The 23,594-nt window shown below is 59.4% G+C and carries 24 protein-coding genes; 8 read left to right on the plus strand and 16 right to left on the minus strand.

The window, feature by feature from the left end; genetic code table 11:
- Positions 1 to 2 precede the first annotated feature (2 nt).
- From fabZ to DLM_RS10000, 13 genes are all read right to left on the minus strand, one after another.
- Positions 3 to 455 carry a 3-hydroxyacyl-ACP dehydratase FabZ gene (gene fabZ / locus DLM_RS09940; RefSeq protein ID WP_089083224.1) on the minus strand — a complete coding sequence of 151 codons (453 nt, stop codon included), beginning with the start codon at positions 453 to 455 and terminating at the stop codon, positions 3 to 5.
- Positions 448 to 1,497 (minus strand): UDP-3-O-(3-hydroxymyristoyl)glucosamine N-acyltransferase, encoded by a 1,050-nt coding sequence (gene lpxD / locus DLM_RS09945; protein WP_089083223.1) that lies wholly within the window; start codon positions 1,495 to 1,497, stop codon positions 448 to 450. The genes fabZ and lpxD overlap by 8 nt, the downstream gene beginning before the upstream one ends.
- Positions 1,498 to 1,550: 53 nt before the next feature.
- Positions 1,551 to 2,039, minus strand: coding sequence for an OmpH family outer membrane protein (locus tag DLM_RS09950; RefSeq protein ID WP_089083222.1), 489 nt, complete (start codon positions 2,037 to 2,039; stop codon positions 1,551 to 1,553).
- Positions 2,040 to 2,057: 18 nt separating this feature from the next.
- A complete protein-coding gene (gene bamA, locus DLM_RS09955) occupies positions 2,058 to 4,358 on the minus strand; it encodes an outer membrane protein assembly factor BamA (protein WP_089083221.1) in 2,301 nt (766 codons plus the stop codon).
- Between the two features lie 9 nt (positions 4,359 to 4,367).
- Positions 4,368 to 5,714 (minus strand): RIP metalloprotease RseP, encoded by a 1,347-nt coding sequence (rseP, locus tag DLM_RS09960; RefSeq protein ID WP_089083220.1) that lies wholly within the window; start codon positions 5,712 to 5,714, stop codon positions 4,368 to 4,370.
- A complete protein-coding gene (ispC, locus tag DLM_RS09965) occupies positions 5,708 to 6,889 on the minus strand; it encodes a 1-deoxy-D-xylulose-5-phosphate reductoisomerase (protein ID WP_089083219.1) in 1,182 nt (393 codons plus the stop codon). Before ispC ends, rseP begins: the two co-directional genes overlap by 7 nt.
- A gap of 9 nt (positions 6,890 to 6,898) precedes the next feature.
- Positions 6,899 to 7,705, minus strand: coding sequence for a phosphatidate cytidylyltransferase (locus DLM_RS09970; RefSeq protein ID WP_089083218.1), 807 nt, complete (start codon positions 7,703 to 7,705; stop codon positions 6,899 to 6,901).
- Positions 7,706 to 7,711: 6 nt separating this feature from the next.
- Positions 7,712 to 8,395, minus strand: a complete 684-nt coding sequence (uppS, locus tag DLM_RS09975) for a polyprenyl diphosphate synthase (RefSeq protein WP_231960228.1) — start codon at positions 8,393 to 8,395, stop codon at positions 7,712 to 7,714.
- A gap of 77 nt (positions 8,396 to 8,472) precedes the next feature.
- Complete coding sequence (gene frr, locus DLM_RS09980; protein ID WP_089083217.1) at positions 8,473 to 9,030, minus strand: ribosome recycling factor; 558 nt, start codon at positions 9,028 to 9,030, stop codon at positions 8,473 to 8,475.
- Between the two features lie 81 nt (positions 9,031 to 9,111).
- Positions 9,112 to 9,831, minus strand: a complete 720-nt coding sequence (gene pyrH, locus DLM_RS09985) for a UMP kinase (RefSeq protein ID WP_045844999.1) — start codon at positions 9,829 to 9,831, stop codon at positions 9,112 to 9,114.
- Positions 9,832 to 9,922: 91 nt separating this feature from the next.
- Complete coding sequence (gene tsf / locus DLM_RS09990) at positions 9,923 to 10,789, minus strand: translation elongation factor Ts (RefSeq protein ID WP_045844998.1); 867 nt, start codon at positions 10,787 to 10,789, stop codon at positions 9,923 to 9,925.
- Between the two features lie 74 nt (positions 10,790 to 10,863).
- On the minus strand, positions 10,864 to 11,592 hold the full coding sequence (gene rpsB / locus DLM_RS09995; RefSeq protein ID WP_089083216.1) for a 30S ribosomal protein S2: 729 nt from the start codon (positions 11,590 to 11,592) through the stop codon (positions 10,864 to 10,866).
- A 141-nt stretch (positions 11,593 to 11,733) separates the two neighbouring features.
- Positions 11,734 to 12,018 (minus strand): hypothetical protein, encoded by a 285-nt coding sequence (locus DLM_RS10000; RefSeq protein WP_197715550.1) that lies wholly within the window; start codon positions 12,016 to 12,018, stop codon positions 11,734 to 11,736.
- Between DLM_RS10000 and DLM_RS10005 the strand changes: the two genes are divergently transcribed.
- From DLM_RS10005 to nudC, 5 genes are all read left to right on the plus strand, one after another.
- On the plus strand, positions 12,013 to 13,059 hold the full coding sequence (locus DLM_RS10005; RefSeq protein WP_197715551.1) for an NAD(P)H-dependent flavin oxidoreductase: 1,047 nt from the start codon (positions 12,013 to 12,015) through the stop codon (positions 13,057 to 13,059). The two genes, DLM_RS10000 and DLM_RS10005, sit on opposite strands and share 6 nt — an antisense overlap.
- Before the next feature lie 200 nt (positions 13,060 to 13,259).
- A complete protein-coding gene (locus tag DLM_RS10010; RefSeq protein ID WP_089083213.1) occupies positions 13,260 to 14,561 on the plus strand; it encodes an MFS transporter in 1,302 nt (433 codons plus the stop codon).
- Positions 14,562 to 14,798: 237 nt separating this feature from the next.
- Positions 14,799 to 15,995, plus strand: coding sequence for a cation:proton antiporter (locus DLM_RS10015; RefSeq protein ID WP_089083212.1), 1,197 nt, complete (start codon positions 14,799 to 14,801; stop codon positions 15,993 to 15,995).
- Between the two features lies 1 nt (position 15,996).
- The gene (locus DLM_RS10020; RefSeq protein ID WP_089083211.1) at positions 15,997 to 17,118 is read left to right on the plus strand and encodes a YbdK family carboxylate-amine ligase; all 1,122 of its coding nucleotides are present in this window, start codon (positions 15,997 to 15,999) and stop codon (positions 17,116 to 17,118) included.
- 148 nt (positions 17,119 to 17,266) lie between these two features.
- Complete coding sequence (gene nudC, locus DLM_RS10025) at positions 17,267 to 18,055, plus strand: NAD(+) diphosphatase (protein ID WP_089083210.1); 789 nt, start codon at positions 17,267 to 17,269, stop codon at positions 18,053 to 18,055.
- A 68-nt stretch (positions 18,056 to 18,123) separates the two neighbouring features.
- On the opposite strand, the gene DLM_RS10030 is transcribed toward nudC, so the two are convergent.
- The 3 genes from DLM_RS10030 to orn all read right to left on the minus strand — a co-directional run bounded on the left by DLM_RS10030 (position 18,124) and on the right by orn (position 20,955).
- Complete coding sequence (locus DLM_RS10030; RefSeq protein WP_089083209.1) at positions 18,124 to 18,627, minus strand: CinA family protein; 504 nt, start codon at positions 18,625 to 18,627, stop codon at positions 18,124 to 18,126.
- Complete coding sequence (gene pgi / locus DLM_RS10035; protein ID WP_089083208.1) at positions 18,620 to 20,272, minus strand: glucose-6-phosphate isomerase; 1,653 nt, start codon at positions 20,270 to 20,272, stop codon at positions 18,620 to 18,622. The genes DLM_RS10030 and pgi overlap by 8 nt, the downstream gene beginning before the upstream one ends.
- A gap of 137 nt (positions 20,273 to 20,409) precedes the next feature.
- Positions 20,410 to 20,955 carry an oligoribonuclease gene (gene orn, locus DLM_RS10040; RefSeq protein ID WP_089083207.1) on the minus strand — a complete coding sequence of 182 codons (546 nt, stop codon included), beginning with the start codon at positions 20,953 to 20,955 and terminating at the stop codon, positions 20,410 to 20,412.
- A 72-nt stretch (positions 20,956 to 21,027) separates the two neighbouring features.
- On the opposite strand from orn, the gene DLM_RS10045 reads away from it, so the two are divergent.
- The 3 genes from DLM_RS10045 to rsgA are packed head-to-tail and all read left to right on the plus strand — an operon-like array spanning position 21,028 to position 23,479.
- Entirely contained in the window at positions 21,028 to 22,272 is a 1,245-nt protein-coding gene (locus tag DLM_RS10045; RefSeq protein WP_089083206.1) for a M48 family metallopeptidase, read from the plus strand.
- Positions 22,272 to 22,598, plus strand: a complete 327-nt coding sequence (locus DLM_RS10050) for a 4a-hydroxytetrahydrobiopterin dehydratase (RefSeq protein ID WP_089083205.1) — start codon at positions 22,272 to 22,274, stop codon at positions 22,596 to 22,598. The genes DLM_RS10045 and DLM_RS10050 overlap by 1 nt, the downstream gene beginning before the upstream one ends.
- Complete coding sequence (gene rsgA, locus DLM_RS10055) at positions 22,595 to 23,479, plus strand: ribosome small subunit-dependent GTPase A (protein WP_089083204.1); 885 nt, start codon at positions 22,595 to 22,597, stop codon at positions 23,477 to 23,479. Before DLM_RS10050 ends, rsgA begins: the two co-directional genes overlap by 4 nt.
- Positions 23,480 to 23,594 lie beyond the last annotated feature (115 nt).

Genomic DNA, 23,594 nt, shown 5'->3' on the forward strand with positions numbered 1-23,594 from the left:
GATCAGACCTCACGCTTGGCACACATGATTTCGGCTTCGCAAGCCACCTGACCATCCACCAGCGCACGGGCATTGTACTTGCCGATGCCGCGCTTGACGGCGATCTGCTCTACTTCGAAGATCAGTTGGTCGCCCGGCACCACCTGGCGCTTGAAGCGGGCCTTATCGATGCCGACAAAGAAGTACAGCTCGTTTTCCGCACGTTCGCCCTGGCTCTTGATGGCCAGGATGCCGGCAGCCTGCGCCAGCGCTTCGATGATCAGCACGCCCGGCATCACCGGGTATTGCTCGAAGTGGCCGCAGAAGAAGGGTTCGTTGATGGTGACGTTCTTCAGCGCCTTGATGCGGGTGTCCGGCACCATTTCCGTCACCCTATCCACCAGCAAGAAGGGATAGCGGTGCGGCAGGCACTTCATGATTTCTCGTACATCAATGCTTACGGCGTGCTCAGTCATTACTGTTGTCCTTGTTTTCTTTCAGAGTGCCGATCTCGCGCTCCAGTTGTTTTATCCGCTTGGCGAGATCGTCCAGATGTCTTACGTGAACGGCGTTACCCAGCCATTCCTTCATGGTTTGCAGCGGGTAGGACGAGGCATAGGTATCCGGCTGGCGAATGGATTTGGACACCAGGGTGCCGCCGCCGATATGCGTTTTGTCCGCCACGTCGATATGACCGACAAACATGGCGGCCCCGCCGACCGTGCAATACGCGCCGATGGTGGTGCTGCCGGCAATGCCCACGCAACCGGCGATGGCGGTGTGTTCGCCAATCTGCACGTTATGGGCCACCTGCACCAGGTTATCGATCTTGGCACCGCGGCGGATGATGGTGTCAGCCAGTGCGCCACGGTCGATGGTGGTGTTGGCACCCACTTCCACATCATCTTCCAGAATGGCGCGACCGGTTTGCGGAATCTTGAACCAGTGATCTTTGGCCCAGGCCAGGCCAAAACCGTCGGCACCAATCACACTGCCGGAATGCACGGCCACGCGATTACCCAGCACGCTGCCATGGTAAACCGTGACATTGGGATACAGCACCACATCGTCACCCAGCACGCTGCCGTCACCAATCACCACACCAGGGTGCAGGATGCAACGCTCGCCAATCACCACGCCGGCACCGATGCTGACGTGTTCGCGTACTTCGCTGCTGGCAGCAATCACCGTACCCTCACCCACGATGGCTGAGGGATGAATGCCACCACGCGCCTGCGCCGGCGGGTGGAACAGCGTGGCCACCTTGGCAAAATACAGATAGGGATCATCCACCACAATCCAGGAGCGCGCCGGATCGAGTTCGGCTTCCAACTTGGGCGAAACAATCACCGCACCGGCGGTACATCCGTCCAGTTGCTTGCGGTACTTGGGGTTGGATAGAAAGGTAATGTCGCTCTGCGCCGCCACATCCAGTGGTGCCAGGCGCTCGACCGTGCGGTCGGCTCCCTTCAGCACGCCACCGAGCTGGTCGACAATAGACGAAAGAGTGTAGGCCATCAAAAAATTAAAGCCGACCACGGGTCGGCTTCTCCCGTAACAGTTACGCAGGATTACTTCTCAAGTTCCTTCAGCACTTTGCCGGTCAGGTCGTACTTGGGATTGACATAAACCACATCCTGCAGAATCAGGTCGTATTGTTCGCGATCGGCAATCTGCCGCAGCACGCGGTTGGCCCGCTCCTGTACCGAGGCAAATTCCTCGTTGCGCCGCTGGTTGAAGTCTTCCGACAATTCGCGCGCCTTGGCCTGATAATCGCGATCCAGCCCGGCATACTCGCGCTCGTAGCGTTTGCGATCATCAATGGACAGCGAACTCTTGGCCAGCAGGCCTTCCAGCTCCTTGGCACGCTTTTCCATCTTTTTCAGCTCGGCGCGGCGGTCGCCGAACTCCTTGTCCAGTTTTTTCTGGATGGCGATGGCCGGTGCCGCCTCACGATAAACACGCTCGATATTGACAAAACCCAGCTTGAAATCAGCGGCTGAGGCCTGCAGGCTGACCAAGGCCAGCCCGGCAATCAACCATTTGAAAGAAGATTTCATGTTCAGGCCTCTTTCGGTTTAGAAGACGGTACCCAACTGGAACTGGAAGCTCTGGTACTTGTCGCCCTCTTTCTTGCGCAGGGCTTTGGCCAGACTGAACTTCATCGGTCCCAGCGGCGACAGCCAGGTAACGGCGGCACCGGTGGAGTAACGCAGTTCGCTGCTCGGCGTGCTACCGCTGACCGTGCTGTCCCATACCGTACCGGAGTCAAAGAATACACTGGCACGCACCGACTTGTTGTCCTTCATGCCCGGGAAGGGGAACAGGATTTCCGCATTGGCCACCGCCTTACGGGTACCACCCAGGTAGTCACCGGTGCTGGCATCCTTCGGACCCAGGCTGTTGGAATCGTAGCCGCGCACCGAACCCAGACCGCCCAGATAGAAGTTCTGGAAGAACGGCAAGGTGGACGTCTTGCCATAACCGTTGGCATAGCCCACTTCACCGTTCAGCATCAGGGTGAAGGTTTTGGAAAGCGGGAAGAACCACTGCTGCGAGTGGGTCAGGCGGTACCATTCAAGGTCGCCGCCCGGCAGTGCCGCATCAGCCTGTACCTTGATGTTGGCACCACGGGTCGGCCACAGCGAGCTGTCACGGGTATCGCGTCCCCAACCGGCAGTGCCGATCAGCGACAGGTTGTTGCTGCCGTACTTGTTGACGAAGTCCAGATAGCGGGTCGGACTGTCGCTCCAGGTGCCCACCTTGGTTTGTTCCAGGCCCAGGCTGAAGTTGATGCGGTCGGTTTCGGTAACCGGCACACCAAAGCGCATGGCAACACCATCTGTCGATGTCTTGTAGTGCGTGGTGCTGGAGGACGAGCTGTTATACGGCTTGTACACGCGGTGGTAGATGTCGTAACCCAGGCTCACCCCGTCGGCGGTGAAATACGGGTCGGTAAACGACAGCGTGGCCGTTTTGTTGACCGAGCCATTGGAGATGCCAAAGGACATGTACTTGCCGGAGCCAAAGATATTGCTCTGGGAAATACTGGCCGACAGTTGGATGCCCTCACCCTGCACAAAGCCCACCCCGGCGGAAATACTGCCGGTGGCACGTTCCTTCAGGGTGATGTTCATGTCCACCTGGTCTGGCGCATCCGCCACCGCCGGGGTTTCCACGTTCACGTCTTCAAAGTAGCCCAGCAGCTCGACACGGTCCTTGCTGCGCTTGACGCTGGCCGCGTTATATACCGAGCCTTCCAGCTGGCGCAGTTCGCGCCGTACCACTTCGTCGCGGGTCTTGGTGTTGCCGGCAATATTGACACGGCGCACATAGGTCTTGCGGCCCGGATCAACAAAGAAGGTGAACGCCACTTGCTGCTTGTCGCGATTGATGTCCGGCAAGGCATTGACGTTGGCAAAGGCATAACCATCATTGCCCAGGCGATCGCTCAGCGCCTTCACGCTCTCGGTCACCTTCTCGTTGTTGAACACTTCGCCGGGCTTGATGGTGATCAGCTTGCGCAGCTCGGCTTCCGGCACTTTCAGGTCGCCAGCCAGCTTGATGTCGGCAACGGTGAACTTGCTGCCTTCATTGAGGTTCAGCGTCAGGAACATGTGTTCCTTGTCTGCGCTGATGGATACCTGGGTGGATTCGATATTGAATTCCAGATAGCCCTGGTTCTGGTAGAAAGCCTTGAGTTTTTCCAGATCGCCAGTCAGCTTCTGCTTGGAATACTGGTTGTCCTTGGTCAGCCAGGACAGCCAGCCACCAGAGGTCAGCGTCATTTCATCCAGCAGCTTGTCCTGGCTGAATGCCTTGTTGCCGACAATGTGGATGTCCTTGATCTGGGCGGTGATGCCTTCGGTGATGTCCAGTGTCACCGCAACACGGTTGCGCTCCAGCTTGGTCACCTGCGGGGAGATTTCCACCGCATACTTGCCACGGCTGTAGTACTGGCGCTTGAGTTCCTGCACCGCACCGTCCAGCAAGGCCTGATCAAAAATGCGGGACTCGGCAAAGCCGTTGTCCTTGAGTGCCTTCTTCAGCTGATCCTTGCTGAATTCCTTGGCACCATTGATGTTCAGTTGCGTGATAACCGGGCGTTCGGCCACGGCAACAATCACCACACCATCGCGAGATTCCACGCGCACATCATCAAAGAAGCCGGTGGCAAACAGGCTCTTGATGGATTCACGTGCTTTTTCATCATTGAAGGTGTCACCCACCTTGACTGGCAGGTAGTTGAAGACGGTACCGGCTTCGGTACGCTGCAGGCCTTCAACGCGGATATCCTTGATCACAAACGGATTCGCGGCCCAAACAGCTGTTGCCGTAGTCATGCCCAGCACAGCGGCCGCAAGTAGTTTCAATTTCATAGGTTTGTTTTAACCCCCAAAAAGGCGGCTGATATCGTTCAGCACGGCAAACAGCATCAGCGACGCCAGCAGGATGAATCCGATCTTCTGTCCAAACAGTTGCGCACGCTCGCTCAGCGGGCGGCCTTTGACCAGCTCCGCGACATAATACATTAAGTGCCCGCCATCCAGCACAGGTATTGGCAACAGATTAAGCACACCGATGCTGATGCTGATTAACGCCAGGAACTCCAGATAGGGACTCCAGCCTTCGCGGGCCGTCTGCCCGGCAATGCTGGCAATGGTCAGCGGACCGGACAGATTATCCAGCGAAGCCTGACCAATCACCATGCGCCCCAGGAATTTCAGGCTCATCCAGGCAGTGTCGGTCATCTTGCGCACCGCCTCGACCCCCGCCTCGGCCACTGCGGGCCGGTGGGTAAATGCCAGTTGCTTCATCCAGGCGGCATCCAGCAGCGGTGCCGCGCCGATACGGCCTATCATCACATCGCCGTCGGCGACCGTGGCCGGACGCAGCTTGACGTCCAGCGGCTTGCCATCCCGCTGGATACGGATCAGCAGCTCCTTGCCCGGACTTTCATGTATCAGTCTCACCCAGGCATCCCAACTGACCAGCGGCTTGCCATCCACGGCAATCAGCTTATCCCCTGCTTTCAGTCCGGCACGCGCCGCCACGCCACCTTCTTCCACGCCACCAATGGCGGGCAGATAACGCATGGGCATGAAGCCGGGATTGCCTTGCTCCAGGGCTTTGAGAGTATCTTCATCCGCCTGGGCCGGGTCGATGCTGCGCAGCACCGTGGCCGACTGCGCGGTTTTGACTTGCAGGCGCAGCGGCACATCGCCACTGCCTACCGCATCCACCAGCGCCAGTCGCAGGCCTTGCCAGTCATCCACCTTCTGTCCATTGACCGACAGCACGCGGTCGCCCGGCTGGAAGCCGGCAGTAGCGGCCAGACTGGGGGTGATCACCGTGCCGATTTGCGGCAGCAACTGTGTGACACCACCAGCAATCACCAGCCAGTAAAACAGTACGGCCAGCACCAGATTGGCCAGCGGGCCAGCCGCCACAATGGCCATGCGCTTGTAAACCGACTGGGTATTGAAAGCCAGATGGCGCTCTTCCGGCGCGACATCCATTTCGCGCTCATCCAGCATGCGCACATAGCCACCCAGCGGAATGGGGCTGATGGCCCACTCGGTATCGCCGCGACGCAAGGTATACAGCGGCGCACCAAAGCCTACCGAGAAGCGCAGCACCTTCACCCCGCACAGGCGCGCCACCCAGTAGTGACCCAGTTCGTGAAAAGTGACCAATACACCAATGGCCACCAGGAATGCCAGGAATGTCAGCATGAACCCACCTTGTTCACGGCAAAGCGACGCGCTTCGCCATCCTTGTCCAGCAAGGCAGCCAGCGAGGTGCTGGGTGACAGGCTGACACCAGCCAGCGTGGCTTCCACCACGGCAGCAATATCGACAAAGCGCAAGCGCCCTTCCAGGAAGGCCGCCACCGCCACTTCATTGGCTGCATTGAGCACCGCAGGGGCGTCGCCACCACTGCGCAAGGAGTCAAACGCCAACCCCAGACAGGGGAAACGACGCAGATCCGGCTGTTCGAAGCTCAGATTGCCCATGCTGAAAAAGTCCAGCGAGCCGACGCCAGCCTCGATGCGCTCCGGCCAGGCCAGCGCGCAGGCAATCGGGGTACGCATGTCCGGCGAGCCCAGTTGCGCCATCACCGAACCATCACGGTATTGCACCATGGAATGAATCACGCTTTGCGGATGCACCACCACGTCAATCTGCTCGGGCGGGGCCGAAAACAGCCAGTGCGCCTCGATAACCTCCAGCCCCTTGTTCATCAGGCTGGCCGAATCCACGGAAATCTTGCGCCCCATCACCCAATTGGGATGACGACAGGCGTCTTCCACGGTGACTTGCAACAAGGCTTCGGCGCTGTGCTGGCGAAACGGGCCACCCGAGGCGGTAAGAATGATCTTGCGAATGCCGGAAGCCTCCAGGTTGCCGGCATAGTCATGCGGCAAGGACTGGAAAATGGCACTGTGTTCGCTATCCACCGGCAGCAAGGTAGCGCCATGCTGCCGCACCGCCTCCACGAACAGGCGGCCGGCCACCACCAGCGATTCCTTGTTGGCCAGCAATATCTTCTTGCCGGCGCGGGCCGCCGCCATGGCAGAAGGCAAGCCCGCCGCCCCGACGATGGCAGCCATCACCACGTCCACCTCGGGCAAGCTGACCACTCGCTCCAGCGCCGCTGCACCATGCAGCACTTCGGTAGCCAGGCCCTGCTCTTGCAAGCGGCCTTGCAAATCATTGGCAGATGCGGCATCCGCCACGACAACATAAAGGGGAGAAAAACGGCAGGCCTGTTCAAACAGACGGTCGACCTGATGATGACCACTGAGCGCCACCACGCGGTAGCGCTCGGGATGACGGGCAACCACATCCAGCGTATTGACGCCGATGCTGCCGGTTGCCCCAAGAACTGCAATGCCTTGAGGTTTCATGAGATGTGCTTACAGCCCGCCCAGCACGCGCAGCGCATTGCTGACTGCCAGAACGGCAATGAGACTATCGATTCGGTCATAAACGCCGCCATGACCAGGCAGCAGCTTGCTGCTGTCCTTGATGCCGGAGGCACGTTTGAACCAGGATTCCAGCAAGTCGCCACAGACACTGACCGCAGTCAGCGGCAAGGCCAGCAATACCAGCGCCCACACTGGCAGGCCGACGGAAATCCAGCCCAGGCGGCTGACAATGACCACATAAACAGCCACGCCCACCAGCGCGCCGTATACGCCTTCCCAGCTTTTGCCAGGGCTGATGGAGGGTGCCAGCTTGCGCTTGCCGAATGCCTTGCCGGAAAAATAAGCAGCCACATCCGCCACCCACACCAGGCCCATCACGGCCAGCAGGGTCAGCGCATGACTGGCGTCAGCCTGCGGCCGCCACTCCAAAAAGCCATACCAGGCCGGCAGCATCAGCACCCAGCCCAGCAGACAAGCCAGCAGCGGCGTTTTTACCGTCCAGCGCCGTGCCAGCCACAAGGGCATCACCAGCAGCCAGAACAGCAGCGACAACACATGCGCAGCCAGCGGCATCTGCCAGCCCTGTTGCCAGGAAATGGCGGCGAAGGCGCTGGTAGCGGCCAGGTAGCCCCAGCGCAGCGCACCTTGCAGCCCGGTCATGCGGGAGTACTCCCACAAGGCCAGCAGGATGATCAGCCAGGAAAAACCAGCCCAGGCCGATGCCGGAAACAGAAACAAGGCAGCCAGCATCAGTGGCAGCAATACCAGAGCAGTCAGAATGCGGGTTTTGAGCATGAGGGATCAGTTTCTGCGCTGCTGTTCGGGCAGCTGCTCGCTGGTACGCCCGAAACGGCGTTCACGTTGGCGGTAAGATTTCAGGGCAGCTTCAAGTGCGCCGCGGTCAAAATCCGGCCACAGCAGATCAGTGAAGTACAACTCGGAATACGCCAGTTGCCACAGCAGGAAATTGCTGATGCGCTGCTCTCCGCCAGTGCGGATGAACAGATCCGGCTCTGGTGCCCAGTGCGTGGAAAGTCGCTCTGCCAGCGCCTCCTCGGTAATCTGGCTGACCCCGTCGGCAATCAGGCCATTGACCGCATTGAGTACATCCCAGCGGCCACCATAATCAGCGGCAATGCTCAGCACCAGGCCATCATTGGCAGCGGTCTTGTCTTCCGCCGCCTGTATGCGTTCGGCCAGCGCCGGGCTGAAGCGCTCGCGCGTACCCAATACCCGCAGCCGGATATTGTTGGCGTGCAGCTTGCTGACTTCGTTTTCCAGCGCACGGATGAACAGATCCATCAGAAAACTGACTTCATCCGGCGGACGCCGCCAGTTTTCGGTGGAAAAGGCAAACAGCGTCAGGTACTCCACCCCCATTTCCTTGCAGGCGGTGACAATTTCACGCACGGTGTCCAAACCTTTTTTGTGACCGGCCACCCGCGGCAGGAAACGCTTTTTGGCCCAGCGGCCATTACCATCCATGATGATGGCGATGTGCCGGGGCACGCAGTGTACCTCCGGCACGTCCTTGGTGGAGCTTCCAAACAAGGCTATTTCCTTTATACCGCCATCAGGTCTGCTTCTTTGGCCGCCAGCGCCTTGTCGATCTCGGCAATGAACTTGTCGGTCATTTTCTGGATGTCGTCCTGACCACGGCGCTCGTCATCTTCGGTAATGGACTTGTCCTTGAGCAGGTTCTTGAATTCGTTATTGGCATCGCGACGGATATTGCGCACAGCCACGCGAGCGCCTTCCGCCTCGCTACGAACCACCTTGATCAGGTCACGGCGACGTTCTTCGGTCAGCATCGGCATCGGCACGCGAATGATGTCGCCCATGGAAGCGGGGTTCAGACCCAGATCGGAATCGCGAATGGCTTTCTCGATCTTGGCCACCATGTTCTTTTCCCATGCCTGTACGCCGATGGTGCGGGCATCAATCAGGCTGACATTGGCCACCTGGTTTACCGGCACGTCGCTACCGTAGTAGTCGACCATGACATGATCAAGAATGCCGGTATGGGCGCGACCCGTACGTACTTTGGTCAGGTCGGTCTTGAATGCCTCCAGAGACTTGGTCATCTTCTGCTCGGCGGATTTCTTGACTTCATTAATCATGCTTGCTCCAAAAATCGGTACTTTGAAAAACAAGGCGGAAAGCGGCTTCCAGCCGTTTCCGCCCCTTGGTATTCGTCAAGCTCAGCAGTGTACCAGCGTGCCTTCATCTTCGCCAAGCACTACGCGTTTGAGCGCGCCTTGCTTGAAGATGCTGAACACCTTGATATTCAGGTGCTGGTCACGGCACAGCGCGAAAGCGGTGGCATCCATCACCTTCAGATTGCGGCCGATGGCCTCGTCGAAGGTCAGGGTCTGATAGCGTACGGCATCAGGATTCTTCTTCGGGTCGTCAGTGTACACGCCATCCACCTTGGTGGCCTTGAGCATGATGTCGACGTTCATTTCCATGCCGCGCAGGGCAGCGGCGGTATCGGTGGTAAAGAAGGGGTTGCCGGTGCCGGCACCGAAAATCACCACTTTGCCCTCTTCCAGATATTGCATGGCCTTGCCACGCACATAGGGCTCGGCAATCTGCTGCATGGTGAGGGCGGACTGCACCCGTGCCACCACGCCCACCTTGCCCATGGCATCCTTGAGCGCCAGCGCATTCATCACGGTGGCCATCATGCCCATGTAGTCGGCAGTGGCGCGGTCCATGCCGCTGGCGGCGCTGGACACACCACGGAAGATATTGCCGCCACCAATCACGATACCCACTTGCACGCCCAGCTCTACCACTTCCTTGATCTGACCGACAATCTGCTCGATGGTCGAGCGGTTGATGCCGTAGTTATCGTCGCCCATCAGGGCCTCACCGGACAGCTTGAGCAGAATGCGTTTGTAGGAAGGAGCTTGGCTCATGGTAACCTCGAGTTGGGTGTTTTGGGGCATTCAGTTTGCAAAACGGCACCCTGCAGGCAGGGTGCCGTTCGATCATACAGTCTTGTCAGACTTACAGCTTGGCAGCAGCAGCCACTTCAGCAGCATAGTCTACAACCTTCTTCTCGATGCCTTCGCCAACAACAAACATGGCGAATGCGTTTACGGAAGCAGATTTTTCAGCCAGCAGTTTTTCTACAGTCACGTCCGGGTTCTTGACGAAAGGCTGACCCACCAGGGTCACTTCAGCCAGGAACTTGTTGACGCGGCCTTCCACCATCTTGGCAACGATGTCGGCCGGCTTGCCGGATTCGGCAGCCTGAGCGGTGTAGATCTTGCGTTCTTGTTCCAGGGTCTCGGCCGGAACCTGATCCTTGGATACACAGATCGGCTTGGAAGCAGCGATGTGCATGGCGATGTCACGACCCAGCGCTTCGTCACCCTTCAGGTCAACGATCACGCCGATCTTGGCACCGTGCAGGTAGGTGGCGATGGTACCGGTGGTTTCGTAACGCACGAAACGACGAATGGTCATGTTTTCGCCCAGCTTGGCGATGGCAGCCTTGCGGATGTCTTCCACGGACTGGCCGTCGATCACAACAGCAGACAGGGCTTCAACATCAGCCGGGTTGGCAGTGGCAGCAGCTTGCGCAGCAGCATTGGCCAGGGCAACGAAAGTCGGGTCTTTGGCGACAAAGTCGGTTTCACAGTTCACTTCAACCAGGGCGCCAACGCCGCCGGCAACGTAAGAACCGATGATACCTTCGGCAGCCAGACGGCCAGCCATCTTGGAAGCCTTGTTGCCGGACTTGATGCGCAGAATTTCTTCAGCCTTGGCTGCGTCGCCTTCAGCTTCAACCAGAGCCTTTTTGCATTCCATCATGCCCAGGCCGGTGGCAGCGCGCAGATCCGAAACCATTTTTGCGGTGATTTCCGCCATTTGTAACTCCTGTATTCGATACGTAAGGGTAGTCAGGTCTCAAAAAAGGGGCTTGCGCCCCCTTTCGAGTCTGCTTACTCAGCCTGGGCCGTTTCAGCGGCGGCTACGACTTCCTGCAGCGACTGAGCGCGACCTTCCAGTACCGCGTCGGCGATGCCGCGAGCGTACAGGCGGATGGCACGGCTGGAGTCGTCGTTACCCGGAACTACGTAGTCGATGCCATCCGGCGAGTTGTTGGTATCAACAACGCCGATTACCGGGATACCCAGCTTCTTGGCTTCAACAATGGTACCTTTCTGGTAGCCAGTGTCGATAACGAAGATGGCATCCGGCAGGCCCTTCATATCCTTGATACCACCCAGCGAACGTTCCAGCTTGTCAACTTCACGTTGCAGGTCCAACAGTTCTTTCTTGTTGTAACCGGTGTCAGCGCCTTCCAGGATGGCACGCTTTTCTTCAAGACGCTTGATGGACTGCTTCACGGTCTTGTAGTTGGTCAGCATACCGCCGAGCCAGCGGTGATCAACAAACGGCATGCCAGCGCGGGCAGCTTCTTCACGGACGATCTCACGCGCCTGACGCTTGGTACCAACAAACATTACGGTACCCTTGTTGGCGGCCAGACGACGCACATATTCCTGGGCGCTGATGAACAGCGGCAGAGTCTTTTCCAGGTTGATGATGTGAATCTTGTTGCGGCTGCCAAAGATGTACTGAGCCATCTTCGGGTTCCAGAAACGGGTTTGGTGGCCGAAGTGAACGCCGGCCTCAAGCATTTGACGCATGGTAACGTTGGTGGACATGCAAAAACTCCTTAAAGGGTTAAGCCTCCATCCGCGCAGACAACCGTCTTTTTGCTTTGACGGCACCCTTTGGCGCGGATGTGCGTAGTGTTTCCCCTGCCCAATGCAGAGGACGCAGGATTCTAGCACCGCACAGCCGCCTCACTCAAGCGTCTTGGCCTGTTTTGCCTGCTCCCGCGCCAATTCCTGCCGCTTTCGCCACTTGCGGCGTGTCATTCTTGCAATAAACAAGGTGGGCAGAAAACCCAGGAAGAACAGGATGGAAAATGTCGCCCACAGGCTGTTTTGCGCCACCGCCAGCATCAATACCACGTAGAGCCAGCCAATCAATACCATATACATAATCAAACAACCGTTTGAATTTTTCGGAAAAAGCCTGAACAATAGCCGCCTAGTGTAAACCACCTGCAGGTCATCATCATGCAAACCCGCTTTACCGAAACCTTCGGCGTACGCCTGCCGCTGGCCTGCCCCGGCATGAGCTACATCGCCACTCCCGAACTGGTGGCCGCCACCGCCAATGCCGGCGGCCTGGGCATTCTGGCCACAGGCCCGCTGACACCGGAGCTGACGCGCCAGGCCATCCGCCGCATCCGCGCGCTGACCGACCGGCCTTTTGGCATTGGCTGCACGCTGATGATGCCCGGCGCACGGGAAAACTGTGAGGTAGCGCTGGAAGAGCAGGTTCCGGTCATCAACTTTTCCCTGGGCAAGGGCGACTGGATCGTCAAGCGGGCTCATGCCTATGGCGGCAAGGTGATTGCCACCGTAGTAACGGAAAAACACGCCATCTCGGCAGAAAAGTCCGGCGTGGATGGCTTGCTGGTGACCGGCCACGAAGCGGCCGCGCATGGCGGCGAAGTCACCTCGCTGGTTTTGATTCCGGCCATCCGCCAGGTGAGCAGCCTGCCCATCATCGCCGCCGGTGGCTTTGGCAGTGGGGCCGGCCTGCTGGCCGCGCTGGCGCTGGGGGCCGATGCCGTCGCCATGGGCAGCCGCCTGGCGATGACGCAGGAAAGCCCGGTACACGCCACCAGCAAGGAAATGATTCGCCAGCGCGGCGTGGCTGACACCTTGTACTCACGCAATTTCGATGGCTTGTGGTGCCGCATGATGGACACCCCCACCGCCCGCGCCGCCAGCCGCAAGCCGATGAATTTGCTGGCGGCAGCCTGGAAAGCCAGCAGCGTAGCCCGCAAGATGGGCATGCCCGTGCTGAAAGTGGCGCTGGGCGGCATGCTGCAAAAACCGCAGGAGCTGCGACAACTGGCGCTGTTTGGCGCGGCCACCGAATCCATCCGCCTTGCCATCGAAGATGGCGATCACCACCAAGGCGTACAACTCATCGGCCAGGTGCAGGGACTGATTGATGACATCCCCAGCGTGCAGCAACTGTTCGAGCGCATCATGCAAGAAAGCGCCGACACGCTATCAGGACTGCAACAGCAAGCGCACCAGCCGGCATAAACATGCCAGATTTCCTGATTAATCCTATCTTGTGAAAAACTTTTACCACGTATAAATGCTCTTTGCGCAATAAGATGCCGCCCAGCGGCATCTGCCTGCATTGCCTTCCCCGCCAGCCTTCCCGTATTCTCTAGCTCCGCCTCGCGGCACCACGCCGACACAGATCGGCCGCTCCATCCACATATATATAGAGATCACGCATGACCCCGCACCACAAGGAGGCTGGCCTGACAGCGCCACGCCCGCTCACCCTGCAGGATTACCGCACCCTGGCATTGGCCGCCCTGGGCGGCGCTCTGGAGTTTTACGACTTCATCATCTTCGTGTTTTTCGCTCTGGTAATCGGCCAGCAATTTTTCCCGCCCGACATACCCGACTGGCTGCGCCAGTTCCAGACTTTCGGCATTTTTGCCGCCGGCTACCTGGCCCGCCCGCTGGGTGGCATTGTGATGGCCCACTTTGGCGACAAGCTGGGCCGCAAGCGCATGTTTACCTTGTCCATTGTGCTGATGGCCGTCCCCACGCTGCTGATGGGCATGCTGCCCACCTATGCCAGCATCGGCATTGCCGCGCCGCTGGCCTTGCTGGCCTTGCGCATCCTGCAAGGCGCAGCCATCGGCGGCGAGGTGCCCGGCGCCTGGGTTTTTGTTGCCGAGCACGTCCCCGCCCGCCACACCGGCTATGCCTGCGGCACGCTGACCGCCGGGCTGACAGCGGGGATTCTGCTGGGTTCCTTGCTGGCCACGCTGATCAATACCAGCTTCACCCCGGCCCAGATTGCCGACTGGGCGTGGCGGCTTCCCTTCCTGATTGGCGGCGTGTTCGGCCTGATCGCCATGTATCTGCGCCAATGGCTGGAGGAGACCCCGGTATTTGCCGAAATGCAGGCCAAGAAGACCCTGGCGCAGGAACTGCCACTCAAGACCGTCCTGCAACAGCACAAACACGCCGTTCTGGTGTCTGTGCTGCTGACCTGGCTGCTGTCTGCCGCCATCGTGGTCGTCATCCTGATGACCCCCACCTATCTGCAAAAACAGTTTGGCATTGCCGCAACCACCAGCCTGAAAGCCAACAGCCTGGCCATTATCGCCCTGACCGTCGGCTGCATGCTGGCCGGCCGCATCATCGACCGTATCGGCAGCGGCCTGACTTTCATTCTGGGCAGCCTGTTGCTGGGAGCCAGCAGCCATCACTTTTACAACACGCTCGCCATCGACAGCAGCCAGTTGTATGTGCTGTATGCCTTGACCGGCTTGTGCGTCGGCATCGTCGGTGCCGTCCCCTACGTCATGGTGCGCGCCTTCCCGGCCGCCGTGCGCTTTAGCGGCCTGTCGTTTTCCTACAATTTGTCCTATGCCATTTTCGGTGGTCTGACACCGATGGCGGTAACGCTATGGCTGAAGACAAACCCGCTGGCACCGGCGCACTATGTGCTGGCGCTATGCGGTCTCGGCCTGCTGCTGGGCTGCTATTTGCTGTGGCAAGAGCAGCGCCGGCGCTAACCCCAACCACCTCCCATCCCACGGCCCTGCAAGGGCCGTTTTTCATGGCGACCACCCCGGCTGGCTGCCGGCTGCGCAGCGAAAAATCGACCACGGCGCGGAACCCTTCTACTAAATCAGCAGTCTCTGATTAACCAGACCCTGCTTTGCCGTACCCACACGGCCTCATCGTCCAGCGCCACTCCCGGCCTTGCCACCCTGCCCACGCAGACCCAACCACAGACCACGGAGACGCCCATGCCACATTTTCCATGGCAGAACATTGCCCTGAATCCGCTTGCCGCCTTTGGCATCTTGCTGACACTAGGCGTAGTCGGCGGCCAGATTGCCAACCGCATTGCCCGCCTGCCGGCCATGACCGGCTATGTGCTGATCGGCCTGATCATCGGCCCAGCCAGCCTGCACATATTGAATGAGGATCTGCTACGCGCTGCCGATCTGTTCATCAACCTGGCCCTGGGCCTGGCGCTGTTCGAAAGCGGGCGGCGGGTGGATCTGCGCTGGCTGCGCGCCGAGCGCACCCTGTTGCTCAGCACGCTGAGCTATTGCCTGTTGGTTTTTGCCGCACTGTACGCATTGCTCAGTTATGCCGGACTGGACTGGCAGACCAGCACCACCATGGCCGCCATCGGCATGGCAACCTCACCCATCGTCATTTTGGAGATGATGCGCGAGGGACGGGCTGAAGGACAGGTGAGTGACCGACTGGCCACCGCCACCGCCCTGTCCAGCCTGCTATCCCTGCTGGCTTTTGCCATTGCGCTGGGCTCGGCCCATCTGCTCAACCAGCATCTGTCAGCAGACAGCCTGCTCACCCCGGCCTGGCTGATTCTTGGCTCCAGCCTGCTGGGCTTGCTGGCCGGGCTGCTGGCCATTGCCCTCAACCACTGGCTGGGCCACCAGCGCCAGCACCGCACCGTACTGCTGTTTGGGCTGATTAGCCTGCTGGTGGGGCTGGCGGTGATGCTGAACACCCTGCCCTCGCTGGCCTTGCTGGTATTCGGCCTGGCCACACGCAATTTGCGCGGCGGCGAAAGCGTCAGCGAACCCGACCTGCTCACTGGCAGCCACTTTTTCTTTGTCGCCTTTTTTGTGGCAGCCGGTGCCTGGCTGCAACCGCAAGCACTGGCACACCATTGGCCGCTGGCCATCGCTTATCTGCTATTGCGCACGGCCATTGCCATGCTGTTCTGGTTTGCGCTGGCACCGGCCAACTGCCTTACCCGCCGACGCGGCCTATGGCTGGGGCTGGCACTCAACCCACTATCGGGCGGCAGTGCCATGCTGCTGAGCATGGGTTCGCTGGCATTGGGCGCGCAGGCAAGCAGCGCAGCAGCCTGCCTGATGGCCGTGCTGCTGCTCAGCGAACTGGCAGGGCCCTGGCTATGCCGCTTTGCACTGCAGCAGACTGGCGATATCTGCAAGGAGAAATGAAATGCTGGAATTCAACAACAGCACGCCGCTGACCCTGGGCGTGGAACTGGAGCTGATGATTGTCAACCGCCGCGATTACAACCTGACCCGCGGCTCGGACGACCTGCTGCTGCTGATTGACCGACAAGCCCACGGCTATGACATCAAGCCGGAGATCACTCAGGGCATGATTGAAATCGGCACGGCGATACACCACGGCAGCGCCAGCATGCTGCAGGAGCTGCAAGCCATCCGCCAGTTACTGGTGCAAAGTGCCGAGAAGCTGAATCTGGGCCTGGCCGGCGGCGGCTCACACCCTTTCCAACACTGGAGTGAGCAACAGATTTATCCCAAGGAACGCTATCAACTGGTTTCGGAACTGTATGGCTATCTGGCCAAGCAGTTCACTGTCTATGGACAGCATATTCATATTGGCTGCCCAGATGGCGACAGTGCCATCCGCCTGAGTCATTACCTGGCACGCTACATTCCCCACTTTATTGCCCTGTCCGCCTCATCGCCCTTCTACCAGGGCATGGACACGCTGTTCCAGACTTCACGCCTGACCAGCGTCAACGCCTTCCCCTTGTCCGGCTGCATGCCGGGCGTGGAAAACTGGGAACAGTTCAATGACTACTTTCAAGGGATGGCACGGCTGGGCATCGTCGCCAGCATGAAGGATTTTTACTGGGACATCCGCCCCAAACCGGAATACGGCACGGTGGAAATCCGCATCTGTGATACCCCGCTGGACATCGTCACCCCCACCTTGCTGGCGGCTTATGCCCAGATGCTGGCGCGCTGCTGCCTGGAAGAGGCATGGCAGGATATCCGCCCGGAGCGTTACCTGACTTACAGCTATAACCGCTTCCAGGCCTGCCGCTTCGGCTTTGATGGCGTGCTGGTGGACGGCACCGCCGGTACGCAGTCCAGCCTGCAGGAAGACCTGCTGCACACCCTGGGCAGCCTGCAGACACATGCTGCCGCACTTGACTGCGAAGCCGAGCTGGCCGCGCTGCGTGAACGCACGCTCAAGCGCCAGTCCGACAGCCAATGGCTGCGTGAAATCTACCGTGAAAGCGGATCGCTCTCCGAAGTGGTGCGCCGCCAGAGCGCCTGCTGGATGCATGATCAGCGCCACTGAATAATGCAGCGCCGGGCTTGATCTGCATCAGCCGGACAGGCCAGCCAGCCGTGTCGCAGGCAATTTTTTATCCAGACAGCCGTGCATGCAGCAGACAATTCCCCGGCGCTGCAGCTACACTGGCAGCTTAGTTTCCCAAAGCCCGATCATGCCGCTCGAACTACCCGAACATTTCAATCCCGACCTCCCAACCCGCTGGTGCATCTTTGACGGGCAGCGCCTGTTGCTGCAAAACCAGGCCCTGCCGACGGATGCCGCCCGCCACTGGCCGCTGGCCAATCGCCTGTTTATCGACCAGCAGCAAGGCTGCAACCTGTACGCGGCAGATCTGATCGGCCCGGCACCGGCAGATGGCGAATGGCTGCCCTTGCGCGCAGCCCTGATGGCACTGCCGCCGGAACAAACCGCAGGCATCGCCCGCGCCGCCCAACTACGCCAGTTTCAGCACACGCACCGCTTTTGCGGACATTGCGCCAGCCCCTTGCTGCAACACGCGCATGACCAGGGCAAGTGCTGCCCCAGTTGCGGCCAGCTTTACTATCCGCGCCTGTCGCCTGCCATGATGGTGGCGGTCTACCGGGGCCGCGAACTACTGCTGGCACGCAGCCCGCATTTCCTGCCTGGCGTTTACAGCGCCCTGGCCGGCTTTGTTGAACCGGGCGAAACGGTGGAGCAATGCGTCCATCGCGAAACACTGGAAGAAGTGGGCGTGCGGGTGAAGAATCTGCGCTATGTCTGCTCGCAGTCCTGGCCATTCCCCCACTCGCTGATGCTGGCCTTTACCGCCGAGTACGATGGCGGCGACATCCGCCCGCAACCGGGTGAAATCGAAGATGCCGGCTGGTATCACATCGATGCCCTGCCCACCATCCCGGCCCAGCTATCGGTGGCCTACCAGTTGATCTGCCACACCCGCGACTGGCTGCGCCGGCAATAGCACCGCAGCAATGACAAAGGGAGCCCAAGGCTCCCTTTGTCATTATCAAGACACATGTCCAGTACGGCCTAGCCAAGCAGCGGCTGATCGTCCAGCGCTTCCAGCATGGCCGTCAGTGCCACCTGCACGGTTTGCGATCGCACCGCGGCGCGATCGCCCGGAAAACAACAGACAAAGGCCCTGCCGGTGCCGTCCGGCCCGGCAATGGCCAGCCACACCGTTCCCACCGGCTTGGCAGCGGAGCCGCCACCCGGTCCGGCAATGCCGGACACGGCTACCGCCCAGTCAGCCCCGGCACGTTCACGGGCACCGGCGGCCATTTCCCTGACCACAGCCTCGCTCACCGCGCCATGCGCCTCCAGCGTGGCGGCACGGACACCCAGCAAGTCCTGCTTGGCCTGATTGCTGTAACTGACCATGCCATAGCCAAACCAGGCCGAGCTGCCAGCCACATCCGTCAGGCTTGCCGCAATCATGCCGCCAGTGCAGGACTCTGCCGTAGCAATCCACTCACCTCTTTGCATCAGCCGCTCACCCAGCCGGGCGGCCAAGACGGTCAATTGTTCATCCATGTGTTTTCCTGAAATGGCGGATCAAGCCCAATGTGGAACTATCATGTGCAGCCGGGGCATCGGCTGCGGCATCCAGCTCCGGCAGAATGCGCCGCGCCAGTTGCTTGCCATATTCGACACCCCATTGATCAAAGGAATTGATGCCCCAGATCACCCCCTGCACAAATACCTTGTGCTCGTACAGCGCCATCAGCATGCCCAGGGTATAGGGTGTCACCTTGTCCAGCGCAATGGTATTGGAAGGTTGATTGCCAGGAAACAGTTTTTGCGGCAACAGCATGTCCAGCTCCTCGCCGGACAGTGCTGGCAGCTCGGCCATTACCTCCGCCTCGCTCTTGCCGCGCATCAGCGCCTCAGCCTGGGCAAAGCAGTTGGCCACCAGCACGCGGTGTTGTTGCTCCAGGCCATAATGCCCATTCATTGGCACGATGAAGTCGCAAGGCACCAGGCGGGTACCCTGATGCAATAGCTGGAAGAATGCATGCTGGCTGTTGGCACCTTCCTCGCCCCAGATTACCGGGCCGGTATCGAAATCCAGCGGCTCGCCAAAGCGCCCCACCCGCTTGCCATTGGACTCCATGTCCAGTTGCTGGATATGCGCCGGCAAGCGGCGCAGGCCATGGTCGTAGGGCATGATGGCGTGGGTGTGCGCCTGATAAAAGGTGTTGTACCAGATACCGATCAGCGCCAGCAGCACCGGCATGTTCTGCGCCAGCGGCGCACTGAAAAAATGCGTATCCATGGCATGGCCACCATCCAGAAACTGACGGAAGTGGTCATAACCCACTGCCAGCATCACCGGCAAACCGATGGCAGACCATACCGAATAACGACCACCCACCCAGTCCCAGAAGCCAAACATGTGCTCGGTATCGATGCCGAAGGCAGCAACCGCCTGGGTATTGGTGGACACCGCCACAAAATGGCGGGCGATGTCGGCCGGGCTGCCCGTACGTAAAAACCAGGCCTTGGCCGCTGCGGCATTGAGCAGGGTTTCCGGCGTGGTAAAGGATTTGGACGCAATCACAAACAAGGTGGTGGCCGGATCAAGCCGTTCCAGTGTGCGCGCAATATGCTGGCCATCGACATTGGACACGAAATGCACCCGCAGATCGGGATGGGCATAGGCCGACAAGGCCTCCTGCACCACCAGCGGTCCCAAATCAGAACCACCAATCCCCAGGTTCACCACATCGCGGATGGGCTGGCCGGCATAGCCCAGCCACTGCCCGCTGCGTACCTTGTCGGTAAACAGCCGCATGCGCTGTAACACGGCATGCACCTCAGGCACTATGTCAGTCCCATCCAGCGGCAGCGCAGCGCCAGCGGGCAAGCGCAAGGCGGTATGCAGTACCGCACGCTTTTCACTGACATTGATGCGCTCACCGCTACGCATGCGCTCCATCCACAGCGGCAATTCGGCTTCTTGCGCCAGATCGATCAACAACTCCAGCGTGCGCTCGGTAATACGGTTCTTGGAATAATCAAGCAGCACGCCGTCCAGCTGCAGGGAGAAGCGCTCAAAGCGCTGCGGATCAGCCTGAAACAGTTCGCGCATCTGCATAAAGCGAGTGGCACGCTGATGCTGATGGAGTCTGGCCCATACCGGGCTGTGGTTGATACCGGCTTTGCTGTCGTCAAACATGATGAGGAAATCGCTGCAATCAAAAATGGAAATTCAATTGGGCAAACCTGCGCCCGCTGGCGGGCAGCTTGCAAGAAAAAGGGGACTCGCGTCCCCTTGCTGCCTGCATATTACCATCATGTAGCAACAGCACTACATCACAACTTGATGAAGTGCTCGCGGTAATACTTGAGTTCTTCGATCGATTCCTCGATATCCGCCAGCGCCTCGTGCTTGCCGCGCTTCACCACGCCGCGGGCGACCTCCGGCTTCCAGCGCTTGCACAGCTCCTTCAGGGTGGAGACATCCAGATTGCGGTAGTGGAAATATTCTTCCAACTGCGGCATCCAGCGCACCATGAAGCGGCGGTCCTGATGAATGGTGTTGCCACACATCGGCGTAGTGCGCGCCGGCACATGCTCGGCCATGAAGGCCAGCAAGGTGGCCTCGGCTTCGGCTTCGGTCAGGGTTGACGCCTTGACCTTGTCAATCAGGCCGCTCTTGCCGTGGGTATTCTTGTTCCAGTCATCCATGGCATCCAGCACGCTGTCCGGCTGGTGAATCACCAGCACCGGCGACTGCGCCAGGATATTAAGCTGGCTGTCGGTGGCAATCATTGCCACTTCGATGATGCGGTCGGTTTCTGGATTCAGCCCGGTCATTTCCATGTCGAGCCAGATGAGGTTGTTCTGATCTTGTGCCATACTGTCCAATCTTTGCGAATCTGCGTATTTTCCTTCATTGTCGCCCTGGCGGCAAACCCACCTGCGTAAATCATGACCGAGGCATTCCGCATCCTGTTTCTGGCCGCACTGGCCACCACGCTTGGACTCAAACTGTGGCTGGGCTGGCGCCATCTGCGCCATATCGCCCGCCACCGCCACAGCGTACCGGCCGACTTTGCCGGCAGCATCACCCTGCAACAACATCAGCACGCTGCCGATTACAGCATGGCCAAAACCCGGCTGAGCCTGTTGTCGGCCGTCATCGATACCGGCCTGATCCTGACCCTGACCATGGGCGGAACGCTGCAATGGCTATCAGCCAGCATTGCACAATGGCATTTGGGCAGTGTCGCCAGCGGCCTGCTGCTGGTTGTCGCCGTTACCCTTATCAGCTCTGCGGTCAGCCTGCCCCTGTCGCTGTATAGCACTTTCCGCATTGAAGCCCGCTATGGCTTCAACAAGATGAGCTTGCGCATGTTCGTGCTCGACATGGTCAAGGGCAGCCTGATCGGCGCAGTCATCGGACTGCCGCTGCTGGCCCTGGTATTGTGGCTGATGGCCCAGGCAGGGCCGCTATGGTGGCTGTGGGTATGGCTGGTATGGTCGGCCTTCCAGCTCTTGATGGTGGCGCTCTACCCCACGCTGATCGCCCCCTTGTTCAACCGTTTCAGCCCGCTGGAAGACCTTGAACTCAAACAACGCATCGAAGCCTTGCTGGCGCGCACCGGCTTTACCAGCCAAGGCGTGTTCGTGATGGACGGTTCGCGCCGCTCCAGCCACGGCAATGCCTATTTCACCGGCTTTGGCAGTGCCAAGCGCATCGTGTTTTTCGATACTTTGCTAAAACAACTGGCACCGGAAGAAATCGAAGCAGTCCTGGCCCACGAACTGGGCCACTTCAAGCGCAAGCACATTGTCAAGCGCATCAGCTTTGCCTTTGCCCTGTCGCTGGGCTTTCTGTTTATTCTGGGTCAATTGCTGGATGCCAATTGGTTCTACGCCGCACTTGGGGTTAGCACCCCGAGCACGGCGATGGCCTTGGTCCTGTTCTTCATGGCCGTGCCTGCCTTCACCTTCCCGCTGACCCCCTTGTCCAGCCTGATGTCGCGCCGCCACGAATACGAAGCAGACGGCTTTGCCGCCAGCCAGGCCGATGCCCAGCACCTGATTGACGCGCTGGTGAAACTGTACCGTGACAATGCGTCCACCCTGACACCGGACCCCTTGCACTCCGCCTTTTACGACTCCCACCCACCAGCGAGCCTGCGCATCGCCCACCTGAAAGGAGCCCGATAATGAATCTGCTCGAACTGCATTGCGAGGCAGCCCACGGCCTGAGCCCGCTGGACGCCAACACCACCAGCCAGTTTCTGGCCAAACTGCCGGACTGGGAAATCAAGGGCATCGAGCTGTGCAAGACCTTCCGTTTTGCCGATTACTACCAGACCATGGCCTTTGTGAATGCCCTGGCCTGGATTGCCCATCAGGAAGACCATCACCCCGACCTGTCGGTCCACTACAACCGCGTGGTGGTGTGCTTCAGCACCCACGATGCCGGCGGACTCACCCTTAACGATTTCATCTGTGCTGCCAAAACCGAAGCACTGCAAGGACGCGCATGAGAGCAGCTACCGGACAGATCATCCGCAGCCATGGCCGCCGCTTCATTGTTGAAGCAGAGGGCCAGACCTACGGCTGTTCCACGCGCGGCAAACGGGTGGACTTTGCCTGTGGCGACCGGGTGGAAATCCTCATCCAGAACAAGGAACAGGCCGTCATCGAAGACAGCCTGCCGCGCAGCAGCCTGCTATACCGGCAGGACGAATGGAAAACCAAGGTCATTGCGGCAAACGTCAGCCGCATCCTGTTCGTGATTGCCGCCGTCCCCAGCCCCAGCGAGGAACTGCTCAACCGCTGCCTGATTGCCGCCGAGGCAGCCGACATCGACCCAGTCATCCTGATCAACAAGGCCGACCTGCCCGAAACCGCTGCGCTGGTGGCAAAACTGCAGCCCTATGCCGCACTGGGCTACAAGATGATCACCCTGTCCGCCAAACAAGACATGACACCACTATTGCCGTTACTGGATGGCGAAACCTGCGTGTTTGTCGGCCAGTCCGGCATGGGCAAGTCCACCCTGACCAATGCCCTGCTGCCGGAGGCCAATGCCCGCATCGGTGATATTTCCGAGGCACTGGACTCCGGTCGCCACACCACCACCCACGCCACGCTATATCACCTGGACAGCCTCTCGCCGGGCAGCGACCTGATCGACTCCCCCGGCCTGCAGGAATTCGGGCTCAAACATCTGCAAGCCAGCGACCTGCTGCACTACTTCCCGGAGATGCGCCCGCTGATCGGTCAGTGCCGTTTTCACAACTGCACACACCGCAAGGAACCTGACTGCGCCATCAAGCAAGCAGCAGCCGATGGAAGAATTGCAGCACAAAGACTGGATTTACTCCAACGTTTGAGTAATGAATTGCTAAATCAATCTGCATAAAACGTTTTGTCATCCAAGCTGTTTACAATTCCGTGTCGGACTCATATTCTGGTAAGAAAACAGTAAAACCAGACCGAGACCAGCGACTTTCGCCCCAACAAAGACAAGGAGCCAG

Source organism: Aquitalea magnusonii (assembly GCF_002217795.2).
In the GTDB taxonomy this organism is placed as follows: Bacteria; Pseudomonadota; Gammaproteobacteria; order Burkholderiales; family Chromobacteriaceae; genus Aquitalea; species Aquitalea magnusonii_B.

Bases quoted from the DNA above. Each gene is read 5' to 3' on its own strand.
- rpsB (WP_089083216.1), bottom strand. From the start codon at position 11,592: ATGTCCACCAACGTTACCATGCGTCAAATGCTTGAGGCCGGCGTTCAC.
- DLM_RS10015 (WP_089083212.1), top strand. From the start codon at position 14,799: ATGCCACATTTTCCATGGCAGAACATTGCCCTGAATCCGCTTGCCGCC.
- DLM_RS09970 (WP_089083218.1), bottom strand. From the start codon at position 7,705: ATGCTCAAAACCCGCATTCTGACTGCTCTGGTATTGCTGCCACTGATG.
- pgi (WP_089083208.1), bottom strand. From the start codon at position 20,272: ATGTTTGACGACAGCAAAGCCGGTATCAACCACAGCCCGGTATGGGCC.
- DLM_RS09950 (WP_089083222.1), bottom strand. From the start codon at position 2,039: ATGAAATCTTCTTTCAAATGGTTGATTGCCGGGCTGGCCTTGGTCAGC.
- DLM_RS10010 (WP_089083213.1), top strand. From the start codon at position 13,260: ATGACCCCGCACCACAAGGAGGCTGGCCTGACAGCGCCACGCCCGCTC.
- DLM_RS10005 (WP_197715551.1), top strand. From the start codon at position 12,013: ATGCAAACCCGCTTTACCGAAACCTTCGGCGTACGCCTGCCGCTGGCC.
- DLM_RS10050 (WP_089083205.1), top strand. From the start codon at position 22,272: ATGAATCTGCTCGAACTGCATTGCGAGGCAGCCCACGGCCTGAGCCCG.
- nudC (WP_089083210.1), top strand. From the start codon at position 17,267: ATGCCGCTCGAACTACCCGAACATTTCAATCCCGACCTCCCAACCCGC.
- DLM_RS10020 (WP_089083211.1), top strand. From the start codon at position 15,997: ATGCTGGAATTCAACAACAGCACGCCGCTGACCCTGGGCGTGGAACTG.
- rsgA (WP_089083204.1), top strand. From the start codon at position 22,595: ATGAGAGCAGCTACCGGACAGATCATCCGCAGCCATGGCCGCCGCTTC.
- lpxD (WP_089083223.1), bottom strand. From the start codon at position 1,497: ATGGCCTACACTCTTTCGTCTATTGTCGACCAGCTCGGTGGCGTGCTG.
- DLM_RS10045 (WP_089083206.1), top strand. From the start codon at position 21,028: ATGACCGAGGCATTCCGCATCCTGTTTCTGGCCGCACTGGCCACCACG.
- ispC (WP_089083219.1), bottom strand. From the start codon at position 6,889: ATGAAACCTCAAGGCATTGCAGTTCTTGGGGCAACCGGCAGCATCGGC.
- fabZ (WP_089083224.1), bottom strand. From the start codon at position 455: ATGACTGAGCACGCCGTAAGCATTGATGTACGAGAAATCATGAAGTGC.
- frr (WP_089083217.1), bottom strand. From the start codon at position 9,030: ATGATTAATGAAGTCAAGAAATCCGCCGAGCAGAAGATGACCAAGTCT.
- bamA (WP_089083221.1), bottom strand. From the start codon at position 4,358: ATGAAATTGAAACTACTTGCGGCCGCTGTGCTGGGCATGACTACGGCA.
- rseP (WP_089083220.1), bottom strand. From the start codon at position 5,714: ATGCTGACATTCCTGGCATTCCTGGTGGCCATTGGTGTATTGGTCACT.
- orn (WP_089083207.1), bottom strand. From the start codon at position 20,955: ATGGCACAAGATCAGAACAACCTCATCTGGCTCGACATGGAAATGACC.
- uppS (WP_231960228.1), bottom strand. From the start codon at position 8,395: ATGGATGGTAATGGCCGCTGGGCCAAAAAGCGTTTCCTGCCGCGGGTG.
- DLM_RS10030 (WP_089083209.1), bottom strand. From the start codon at position 18,627: ATGGATGAACAATTGACCGTCTTGGCCGCCCGGCTGGGTGAGCGGCTG.
- tsf (WP_045844998.1), bottom strand. From the start codon at position 10,789: ATGGCGGAAATCACCGCAAAAATGGTTTCGGATCTGCGCGCTGCCACC.
- pyrH (WP_045844999.1), bottom strand. From the start codon at position 9,831: ATGAGCCAAGCTCCTTCCTACAAACGCATTCTGCTCAAGCTGTCCGGT.